The following is a 10,012-nucleotide window of genomic DNA, read 5'->3' as shown; positions in this document are numbered from 1 at the left end:
GCCGCAGCTACGCGGAAAACCAAGGAGGATAATCATGCCTTGACCAAAGCCTGACCGCCGAAACATAATCTAAAGGTGGGTCAGTTCTCGATGGAAAACCCGGGTCACTTCTGGGTGGAAATCAACACCTCTACATAGCTGGCGACGAAACGGTCGGCATCGCCGTCATAGCGAAACTCTTTATCCGCCCGCGTGTGCAGGTGAAAATCTGCCCTTACCCACTGCGCGCCATGCTCGAAAGGCTTTTGAAGTGCCTCACTCAATCGCTACATTCCTCTGATCAATTGGTTTTTCTTGCTGATCAGACCACGCAATGCGGGGCTGTGTAAAGTCAGAAGCTGACTGGCGCACGGCGCGCGAGCGGCGGCAGTGTGACGTGCCGTGGGGTGCAAGAACGACTACGTCCGAGCGGTCGCTGCAATTGTGGCGCAGGCACTTGGGAGAAGTCGACGAACCACCCGTAAGGGGCCTCGAACCCGTTGCCGGCGGCCATCAATATCAATGGCTGCTCTCGCGGTTTGGCTGCGACTGCAATGCCGCAGCGCCGTGAGTCCGCTCCCCGTTCGTCGTGTCGATCAGGTGGGTGCCGGACTGGTTTACCGGCTGAACGTCCGCTTCCTGCTTGCCGCCGGAGCGCCTTTGCGCACGCAGCGAATGGCCGGAGTCCGCCCTCTCATCCAGATGCCGCGCAAGCGAGGCCGCGAAGGATGCCCCTGCGGCCAAAGACAGAAAAGTCCGCATAGCTGACCAACACAGTTTGCGGACACCCCCTTTCCTTTTGTCTCAGATTTTTTGCGGACTTCACCTGACATCTCCATTCCAGAGTTCGGACCATCGACACGACGAAGCCGCTGCGCTGCCGGACGCTACGTTCGTGTCCATAGCCGGTCGGAGCAACTATTGGTCTGCACGGAAAGCTCTCTCCGCCGAGGCTTCTCGTTTCCACTGGTCTCGGCGCGACTTCGACCTACTGGTCCAAAGCCTTGAGGCGGCGCGTCTTTCCCGACATTGGATCAAGAAAGGCGTGGTCCACCTCCATCTTAACCCATTGATTTCAATAGGGTCGAATTGCGCCTGGTGTGGTCCACATTGCTCCATATTTTATTGCTTTTCAGGCCGCTTTTGGGAGCCTCCTACGGGCTGCCACTTGTTTCCCCTATCACGTTCTACAAGTCAGCGGTCACTCCGGCACCGGGCGCATGATCACTGCCTTTCGGTTTGTGTCACCTGTGTGCGCATGCGCGGGGGCATCCGTGGTCTGACGCAGGTCTTCGTTGTAGAACGTTTGCCGTCCGCGCCCTGTGCGTTTGGAGGCGTAGAGTGCCACGTCAACGTCATCCAGCAGGGTCCGCATGTTCGCACCCGAACCGGGTTCGAAGAAAACCGTGCCGATGCTGGCCGAGATGCAGCATTCGCGCCCTTCGAAGGGGATCGGCATCTCAAGCCGCTTGATCATGCGTGAGCCGATGCGGCGCAGGGCAGCCGCGTCGCGCACGCCGGGCAGGACGATCACGAACTCGTCGCCCCCCAATCGCGCCACCGTGTCTTCGCTGCGGGTCTCGTCGACCATGATCCGCGCGACCGTCTGCAGCACGTGGTCGCCCGCCGCATGGCCCAGCGTGTCGTTGACCCGTTTGAAGAAATCCAGATCCAGCTGCATCAGGGCGAACTGGCTGTCGCGTTGAAGGGCGCGGGCCATCACATGATCTACGGCGCGGCGATTCTTGAGGCCCGTCAGCGTGTCGGTAAAGGCCTGTTCCTCGGCAGCGATCTTGGCCCCCTGCAGACGCAGGTTCAGCTTGCGCCAGGCCTCCATCGCGGTTGATTTTGCCTCGACCAGGTAGAGCATTTCGGTGGCGAGATCAGTGGGCGCGAAATCGGCATGGGTCAGATCATAGGTCTGCACGCCATCGACCACGGAGATGCCAAAGGACAGGTTCACGATCAACGCATCCTCGGCACCGCATTTGACCGCGACGCCCTTCAGCTCGGTCGCCGGGGCGTCGCGCAATTGCAGGTGCAGCTTGATGCCCGCATGGTCGCGCAAATCGGTCACACTCGTCACCGCGCGTGGACGTTTCAGCGCGAAAACTTCAAGAAACCGCGCGCCACCCCAGGCCATTTCGGGCCGCAACTTGCGCAGCGTCGGACCCACGTGGGTGATGTGGCCCGTGCGATTTATCATCACATACATCGGACACAGCATGTCCAGGACGGCGGGCATGTTTTGCGTGTCGGTCATGATGCCCGTGCCCCAAGCGCAAAGCTGCGCCCCTTGGCAAATTCCGTCTCGACCAGCGTGATCGACACGGTTTCCGTCCCCTTCGCGCCGCCCTGAAATTCCAAAAGTGCCAAGGCCCCGTAGTCGTCGGCCATGGTGCGCAAAAGGCCCATCATCACATGGCCAAAGCGCGGGATGGACGTGCCGCAGATCACGCTGAAGTGGCTGGAGGAATATTCGCGCAATTCAATGTGCGGCAAGTTCAGATCACTGACGGCCAGGCGGGCGCGGTCGGGCAGATCGTCGAGCGAATGCAGCAGTTCCACGAATGTCACGCCGCCGAACCGCATCAGACGCCGCAGCCCTTCGGTGTTGGGATGGCTGACGAGATAGGTGCCCACATCCTCCATCAGGTCAGGCTCGGACCGGCCAAGCACCGCGCCCACGGCCGCGATCAGCCGTGGCGCAATCGCGTCGTCGTACATCAGCATCGCCTCGAACTCGACAAGGCCCAGATCAGCCACCATCGCCACCTCGATCCATCTGTCGGGGCCATAGCTGTCGGTCACAAAGCACTGAAGCGCGCGGTAGATTAACCCATGCATAACGGTCTCTTTCCCATTCCCAAGAGCGTTATGCAGTGTGAAGTGTTAAGATGGCGCAAACGCGGGCGATGACGGCCGGATCGGCCCCAGCCGCGTCAGAAATCCGTCGGCGCACCGCCTTCGGATTTGCGCCGGGCCACGAAATCCGCCAGCTCGGCGCGGATCGCGTCATCCATCGGGGGCTCTTCGAACTGGGCTATGATGTCTTTGTAAAGGTGGTGCGCCCGCTCGGGCGTCCAGATGGCACCTGCGGCCTCCCAGCCTTCGTAGTTTTTCCAATCGCTCAAAAACGGCTGATAGAACGCCGTCGTGTACCGGTCCTGCGTGTGCTGGATGCCAAAGAAATGCCCCTCCTTGCCCACCGCCTTGATCGCGTCCAGCGCGATCTCGTCCGGGCCCGTCGCCCAGAGCGCAGGGTCCAGATACCGCTGGATCTGTTGCAGCACCTCGCAGTCCATGATGAACTTTTCGGGCGAGGCGATCAGCCCCCCCTCCAGCCATCCGGCAGCGTGATAGACCATGTGCGAGCCCGACTGCACCGCGGCCCAGAGGCTGTTCGAGGTTTCCCACATCGCCTGCCCGTCCGGCACGTTCGCGGCACAGACACCGCTGGAACGCATCGGCAGCTTGTAGAATCGCGCCAGCTGCCCGGTCATCTGGGTCGCGCGCATGTATTCTGGCGTGCCAAACGCGGGCGCGCCAGATTTCATGTCGACGTTCGAGGTAAAGGTGCCGATGGCGCAGGCGGCGCCGGGCCGGATGATCTGGGCCAGCACCACCGCACAAAGTGCCTCGGCCAAGGATTGCGCAACGGCACCCGACATGGTGACAGGCGCCATCGCCCCCGCCAGCGTGAAGGGCGTGACCACCAGCCCCTGATTGCGCCGTGCCAGCCGCATCCAGCCGTCCAGCATCGGAATGTCGTGTTTCAGGGGCGAGGTCGAGTTGATGTTGGTGTACATCTTTGGGCTGGCTTCGAACTCCTCGTGGGTCCAGCCGCCGGAAATGCGCACCATTTCCATCACGTCCTCGACCCGCTCGGGGCCAAGGCTGTAGGCATGGGCGACCTTGTCGGTGATCGTTAGCTTGTCATAGAGCACATCGAGGTGCCGGACCGAGGCATGCACGTCCACAGGTTCGACCGGATAGCCGCCGACGAAGTGGATGCAGTTGAAATATTGGCTGAGTTTCAACAGGTTCTGGCACATCTCTCGGGTGCCGGGCACCTTGCGGCCCAACTCCATGTCCCAGTAGTTGGGTGGGCTGGACACATTGCCAAAGTTGATGTGATTGCCGCCGATGGTGATCGCGCGGGCCGGGTTGCGCGGAGTCAGGGTGAAGGTGTCAGGCGCAAGGGCCAGGTATTCCATCACCATGTCACGGCCCATACGGACATTTTCACCGTCGATGGTGCAGCCCGCGCCGCGCATGATCTCAAGTGCCTCGTGGTTCAGGAATTCGATCCCGATCTCTTCGAGGATGCGCATCGCGCCGTCGTGGATCGCATGAACGCCTTCGTCGGTCAGCGGCTCGACGGGGCGGTCCACGAGCAGCGGCGGGTTCCACGGCATCTGTTCGATCACGGCCACGCCGCGCCTGCTGGCAGCGCCTGCGCGGCCGCCGCTGCGCGTTCTGCGTGTGGGTGCATCTGTCATGTGTCGTCCTTTCGGGCTCGTGACACAAGCAAGCAACGAAGCAGCGCAGGCTACCTTTCCATTTGCGACAGGGTGCGTCGTTTTGGAACCTTGGGCCTAGACCTGGGTGTCCATCCAGGCGGGCAGATGGCCGATATCGGGCAAGACCGCATCGGCAAAGGGTGTCAGCGCGGCGGCATCGGCCAGCCCCGTCAGAACGGCCACCGTGCGCATGTTCGCAGCACGGCCCGCGCGCAGATCGTGGGTGCTGTCGCCGACCATCACTACCGTGTGCGGGTCCAGCCCCGTTGCATCGCAGAACGCCAGCAGTTGTCCCGGCGCGGGTTTCCCGCCATGGCCGCTGTCGAAGCCCGCGATAAAGTCGAAGAAATCCGCCACCCCGGCCCCGTTCAGATGGGCCAGCGCCGGGGCGTGCGCGTCGTTGGTGGCAACCCCCAGTCGCAGCCCGCGGTCACGCAGCGCCGTCAGCAGTGGGGCCAGTGGCACCGCCTGTGCCTGCGGGGCCAATTCGGCCTCTTCGTTCAGGATCTCCAGCAGCGCGTCTTGACGGATTTCGGGGAACTGCGGGGCCAGAGCTGCGACGACTTCTCCCGGCGTGCCCGCAATCACAATGCTGTCGCGGTCAAAGCTGCCAGTTTCCAGATCGAAACCGATACTGCTGCCCACTTCAGACGCACGTGCGCGGTCGCCCTTGCAGACGCGCAGCAGGAATGCCTCGGCCCAGGCCTCCCAGGTGGCTGCGAAATCGAAAAGCGTGCCGTCCTTGTCAAAGATCATCCCTTTGATCGGGCTCATGTCCAGTTGACCTGCTCGCCACCGGGAAGGGCTGCGCGCGCGCGCATCGGCGCGTCATAGGAGAGGCCAGAGGCATCGCAGAATGCCACCACCCAGACGTCGTCCATCATGATGAAATCCAGGACCGACCCCAGAAATGCAGGATCGGTTGCCCCCGCGCGCAGGTCGTCGGCCCCGGCCCCACTGGCCCCCTGGAACACCGGCAGCAGTTCTTCGTTGCCCGCCAGCCAGGCCAGCCCCTGCAGGCCAACTGTTTCAGCCGAATTTTGCTTGGTCATCGTCGCTCACCCGGGTTGAGGCCACATGCATACTTTCTTAACCATTTGGGCACAGAAAGGAATGACCACTGCAGCTTTTGCACGAATTTCATTAATGAGGGGTCAAGATGCACGCCAAGATCCTGATTGTGGACGCCATCGCGACCAACCGGATCGTGCTGAAGGTGAAACTTGCAGCTGCGCATTACGAGGTCTTGCAGGCCAGCACCCTGACAGAGGCTCTGCGCCTTGCGGTCATCACGCCGCCCGACATGGTGATTTGCGCCGCCGATCTGCCGGACGGCTCTGCCGATGATCTGGTGCGCCTGCTCAGAAGCGACACGCAGCCGGGGCCGATGCCGGTGCTGGCTGTCGCCCCGGACATAAGCACCGCCAGACGGCTGGACCTGCTCGAGGCCGGGGTCAATGACGTCATCACCGACATTTACCACGACACGCTGCTCTTGGCGCGGGTCCGCAGCATGCTGCGCGCCCAGACGGCGGAAACCGAATGGCAAATCCGCGAAGATACCACGCGCGCCCTTGGTCTGGCCGAAGATCGCGCCACCTTCGTCAAATTGCCGAACATCACGGTCGTGTGCCCAAGCCAGGTGCAAAGTACAAAGGCGACCGCGGCGCTGCGCAAGCATATGGTCGCGCGGCTGGTCGCGACCGTCCCGAAACACGCGCTGACCGGGGTCAGGGACAGTGGCGACCCTGAAACCGATATCTTCATCCTGATCGCCGATGCCAACGAATCCGAGCAGATGCTGGCGCTGGTGTCGTCGATCCGAACCCACGTGGCGACCCGGCACAGCGCCGTGCTGCTGACTTATCCCGACGACGCGCCGATGCTGGCCGCGCGGGCGCTGGATCTGGGGGTGAACGCGCTGACCCAAGCCAACCCCGATCCCAGGGAACTGGCCATCCGGGTGCGCGAACTGATGCAGCGCAAACTGGTGGCGGACCAGCTGCGCGCGACCGTGCGCACAGGGCTTGAGGCTGCGGTAAGCGATCCGCTGACCGGCCTGCACAACCGCCGCTATGCGATGCCGCATCTGGCGCGGCTGGCCGAACGGTCGGGCGTTGCGCGCCGTCCCTTTGCCCTGATGCTGGCGGATCTGGACCATTTCAAACGAGTCAACGACATCTACGGCCATGCCACTGGCGACGCGGTCCTGATCGAGACCGCGCGGCGTCTGCGCGACAATCTGCGGTCGGTCGATCTGCTGGCCCGCGTCGGTGGCGAGGAATTTCTGATTGTCCTTCCAGGTGTATCCTTGGGCGACGCGCGCAGTGCCGCGCGCCGGTTGTGCCGCCAGATCGGCGATACCCCGTTCGAGACCGCCGACGGGCGGATGCCGATCAACGTGACGATCAGCATAGGTCTCGCCATCGGCGGGCTGCCCGACGATGCGGCGCTGGCCACGCAAGATCCGCAAACGGTATCGCAACAGCTGATGGCGCGCGCGGACAAGGCACTGTACGAAGCCAAGGTGCGTGGGCGAAACTGCGTGAAGCTCAGCCGTCCGGCGGCGTGATAGGGTGCGCGACGGGCATGGTGGCCTTGTGGTCAACGCGAAGTTTTGGAGGGTGCCGCCGAAGGGTCCACCGTCGGAGGCTTGCCCCGTGTATCACCTTTGGACATTTAAAGCATTGAGCGTGATCGACAGACCGCGCTGATGCCAGCATCGCTTACCAGCACCGCTTAGATGCTCTGCGCCGTAAGGGGCCTCTCGCCCCCGGCCGGCCAATCGCCCCATAGACAGCCCGATCTCACTCCTTCGCAGGCTTTTCCCTCTTGGCCTTGCCGTGCCGCATGACTTCGCTGACGGCATCGGCATAGACAATCCGGTCTTCCAGCGACATGGCGCCGATCCGCTCGAGCCAAACGCCGTGGGCGGCGGTCTGCACGGCAACCGCTGCGTCGTTCTGCCGGTCGAGAATGGACTGCACACGACCCGGATCGAAGGGATCTGCCTTCAGCGCCTCGATCATCTCGGCATAGAGAACCCGGCGGGCTTGCCTGCTGCCGGTGTCTTCCGGCAACTGGCTGCGTACCGTGCGAAACATCTCGCGCTGCATGTCGCGTGGGAGGGCGCGCACATAGGGCATCGCATAGCTGACCATACCGTGCCCGCGCGACGGCGGGCCTCCGAAGCGGGCGAATGTGCCCACCAAAATGCCCACGACCGCCAGGTTCAATGCCAGTGAAACGCCAAAGGCAATGCGCATCCAGCGCGGCGCGCGCGGTTTTTGCGGCGTCTTATCCATCAATGTCACTTCCTTCGTCCACGACCCAACCATAGGCCGCCACTTCTGTCATATCCGTGGTTTCAAACCCGGCGCCCGCCCCCAGCAGCGACAGCGCCGCATCCGGCAGGTACTGTGGCGGGCTGACCCCGATCCAGAAGCCCGCACAGGTGGCGGCAACCAGACCGCCCATGCCCTGCCAGCCGCCCATCGCCGCCGCCAGCCGCCGCCAGCGCGACAGCGGTGCACGCGTCGCGCCGGGTGCCGGTTGCGCGGCAAACCCCGCGTCAAGCACGCGTAACATCAGCCCCTCGGGCATTTGCGGTGCGCGCGCGTCCTGAAACAGATCGTCCAGTGCTGCGTCGGTCATCTCGTGCCTATCAGCCGTCATCGGAAATCCCCAACGCTTGTTTCTGCGGCGCCAATGCCGCCTTGAGTGCCCGTTTTCCCCGCGCGGTCAGGCTTTCCACCGCTTCGACACCCACGTCCAGGATGTCGGCAATCTCGGGGTTCGCCAAGCCTTCGATGTGGCGCAGGACCACCGCCTGACGCTGCCGCTCGGGCAGGCTTTGCAGCGCCGCCGTCAGCGCGTCCATGCGCGCACGGCTTTGCATCTGCGTCTCGACGCCGGGTGCAGGGTCCGCAGGCTCGGCGATCTCGTCCAGCGCGGGACCGCCACGCCGTTTGCGCAGGCGGTCGGTGCACAGGTTGGCCGTGACCCGGTAGAGCCAGGTCGACACCTGCGCGCGGTCGGCTTCCCAGTCGGGCGCGATCTTCCACAGGCGCAGCATCGCGTCCTGGGCCACGTCCTCGGCCTCGGCGCTGTCACCGAGAACCCGGTAGGCATGGCCGAACACCCGCGGTGTCAGCCGCAAAGTCAGTGTCCGCGTCGCCGACGCATCCCCCCGCGCATAGCGCGCCAGAAGGGTGGCATCGTCGGTTTCTGTGTCCTGATCCAGGGGCATGTCCATTCCGCTCAGCGGTAATATGTTGCGGCCCGCCGCACAAGCAGCGGGCCGCCCACGCGTCGATCAGTCGGCTGCGGGCGCGTCACCGGCGTGATCACGGCTGTGGCCCTTGCGCATGTGGCGCTCCATCTTCTTGGTCGCTTCGGCAAATTCCTCTTCCGAGATGCCGCCGCTGTTGTCCGTATCCGCGCGCTCGAACATCCTTGCGCCGCGGTCACGCTTGGGCTTCATCTCATCGAGGCTCAGCTTGCCGTCCGCGTTCGCGTCCATTCGCTCGACCATGCGGGCATGGCGCTGGCTGGCGCGCTCGGTGGCGGCGGCGACCATTTCCGCCTCGCTCAGGAAGCCGTCGCCGTCGGTGTCGACCTTGGCAAGGCGGGCTTCGCCGCGTGCGGCGATCTCTTCGGGCGTAATCTGGCCGTCGGCGTTGGTATCCATGTCCGAAAAGCTGGGACGCATGTGGTCGCCTGCCCCGGCGCGTTCGGCCAGAACCGTGGTTCCTGTGATCGTCACGGCGGCGCCGATGATTGCGGCGATGAACTGTGTATATTTCATTGGGTGTTGCTCCGTTTCTTATTGGGGTGCGGCGTTCCTCGTCGCCCCCTCGTGCATCCTAAAACGCAAGGGCGCGCACATTCCGTCGCAAAAAGGTCTCGGCGCGCCGTCTTGCCCCCCTGTCGAGCGTGCGCAACGAGGCGCCGACATGCGCGACATCCCGACGCAATGACAAAAGGTGCCATTTCATTTCATCTGCGGATGGCGCATCAATCCATCAACAGACAGGATTCCGCCCATGCGTGATGATTATCAGATGACAAACCTCGACATGACAGACGTGCCGGACATGCCAGACGTGCACGAAATCACGGAGCCGACCGAGCAAAAGTCGTTTCCCGCGATGCTGCGCGGCTGGCGCAACCGTTGCCCCAACTGCGGGCGCGGTCGCCTGTTGAAGGGGTACCTCAAGGTCGCACCGACCTGCACGGTCTGCCGTCAGGACCTCGCTCAGTTCAAGGCAGAGGACGGCCCGGCCTATCTGACCATCCTGATCGTCGGTCACCTGATGGCGCCTTCGCTGCATTTCGCCTTTGTGACGTGGCGTCCCGAACCTTTGGTGCTTTTTACGATCTTTGCGGTTGGCTGCGTCGCCTTGTCCCTCTACCTTCTGCCCAGACTTAAGGGGGCCATTGTCGGCTTCAAATGGGCCCGCAAGATGACCGAGGACGCCGCAAGGGCCTGAACCTGTCACTTGCGTGGC

At 63.3% G+C, this 10,012-nt stretch carries 12 protein-coding genes; 2 read left to right on the top strand and 10 right to left on the bottom strand.

Annotated features, from left to right (window positions below; translation table 11 throughout):
* Window positions 1-104 precede the first annotated feature (104 nt).
* The 6 genes from NTA49_RS16570 to NTA49_RS16545 form a co-directional block, all read right to left on the bottom strand.
* The gene (locus NTA49_RS16570; RefSeq protein WP_258295922.1) at window positions 105-263 is read right to left on the bottom strand and encodes a hypothetical protein; all 159 of its coding nucleotides are present in this window, start codon (window positions 261-263) and stop codon (window positions 105-107) included.
* Window positions 264-1,180: 917 nt separating this feature from the next.
* Entirely contained in the window at window positions 1,181-2,242 is a 1,062-nt protein-coding gene (locus NTA49_RS16565; RefSeq protein ID WP_258295921.1) for a GGDEF domain-containing protein, read from the bottom strand.
* Window positions 2,239-2,826: a heme NO-binding domain-containing protein gene (locus NTA49_RS16560; RefSeq protein WP_258295920.1), complete on the bottom strand. Its 588-nt coding sequence runs from the start codon at window positions 2,824-2,826 to the stop codon at window positions 2,239-2,241. Before NTA49_RS16560 ends, NTA49_RS16565 begins: the two co-directional genes overlap by 4 nt.
* 95 nt (window positions 2,827-2,921) lie before the next feature.
* On the bottom strand, window positions 2,922-4,481 hold the full coding sequence (locus NTA49_RS16555) for a trimethylamine methyltransferase family protein (RefSeq protein WP_258295919.1): 1,560 nt from the start codon (window positions 4,479-4,481) through the stop codon (window positions 2,922-2,924).
* Window positions 4,482-4,577: 96 nt separating this feature from the next.
* Entirely contained in the window at window positions 4,578-5,276 is a 699-nt protein-coding gene (locus NTA49_RS16550) for an HAD family hydrolase (RefSeq protein ID WP_258295918.1), read from the bottom strand.
* Window positions 5,273-5,554 carry a DUF3572 domain-containing protein gene (locus tag NTA49_RS16545; protein ID WP_258295917.1) on the bottom strand — a complete coding sequence of 94 codons (282 nt, stop codon included), beginning with the start codon at window positions 5,552-5,554 and terminating at the stop codon, window positions 5,273-5,275. The genes NTA49_RS16550 and NTA49_RS16545 overlap by 4 nt, the downstream gene beginning before the upstream one ends.
* A gap of 107 nt (window positions 5,555-5,661) precedes the next feature.
* Between NTA49_RS16545 and NTA49_RS16540 the strand changes: the two genes are divergently transcribed.
* Window positions 5,662-7,074, top strand: coding sequence for a diguanylate cyclase (locus NTA49_RS16540; protein WP_258295916.1), 1,413 nt, complete (start codon window positions 5,662-5,664; stop codon window positions 7,072-7,074).
* Window positions 7,075-7,309: 235 nt separating this feature from the next.
* Here NTA49_RS16540 and NTA49_RS16535 read toward each other — a convergent pair whose 3' ends face one another.
* The 4 genes from NTA49_RS16535 to NTA49_RS16520 are packed head-to-tail and all read right to left on the bottom strand — an operon-like array spanning window position 7,310 to window position 9,309.
* The gene (locus tag NTA49_RS16535) at window positions 7,310-7,807 is read right to left on the bottom strand and encodes a periplasmic heavy metal sensor (RefSeq protein WP_258295915.1); all 498 of its coding nucleotides are present in this window, start codon (window positions 7,805-7,807) and stop codon (window positions 7,310-7,312) included.
* A complete protein-coding gene (locus NTA49_RS16530; RefSeq protein WP_258295914.1) occupies window positions 7,800-8,177 on the bottom strand; it encodes a hypothetical protein in 378 nt (125 codons plus the stop codon). The genes NTA49_RS16535 and NTA49_RS16530 overlap by 8 nt, the downstream gene beginning before the upstream one ends.
* Window positions 8,167-8,757 carry an RNA polymerase sigma factor gene (locus NTA49_RS16525; protein ID WP_261368383.1) on the bottom strand — a complete coding sequence of 197 codons (591 nt, stop codon included), beginning with the start codon at window positions 8,755-8,757 and terminating at the stop codon, window positions 8,167-8,169. Before NTA49_RS16525 ends, NTA49_RS16530 begins: the two co-directional genes overlap by 11 nt.
* Before the next feature lie 60 nt (window positions 8,758-8,817).
* A complete protein-coding gene (locus NTA49_RS16520; RefSeq protein WP_258295912.1) occupies window positions 8,818-9,309 on the bottom strand; it encodes an EF-hand domain-containing protein in 492 nt (163 codons plus the stop codon).
* Between the two features lie 271 nt (window positions 9,310-9,580).
* On the opposite strand from NTA49_RS16520, the gene NTA49_RS16515 reads away from it, so the two are divergent.
* Window positions 9,581-9,994 carry a DUF983 domain-containing protein gene (locus NTA49_RS16515; protein ID WP_261368385.1) on the top strand — a complete coding sequence of 138 codons (414 nt, stop codon included), beginning with the start codon at window positions 9,581-9,583 and terminating at the stop codon, window positions 9,992-9,994.
* The last annotated feature ends 18 nt before the right edge of the window (window positions 9,995-10,012 follow it).

This window comes from Pseudosulfitobacter koreensis (genome assembly GCF_024733015.1).
In the GTDB taxonomy this organism is placed as follows: Bacteria; Pseudomonadota; Alphaproteobacteria; order Rhodobacterales; family Rhodobacteraceae; genus Pseudosulfitobacter; species Pseudosulfitobacter koreensis.
The sequence above is the reverse complement of the archived record's forward strand: the minus strand, read 5'-3'. Positions and strand labels throughout refer to the sequence as shown.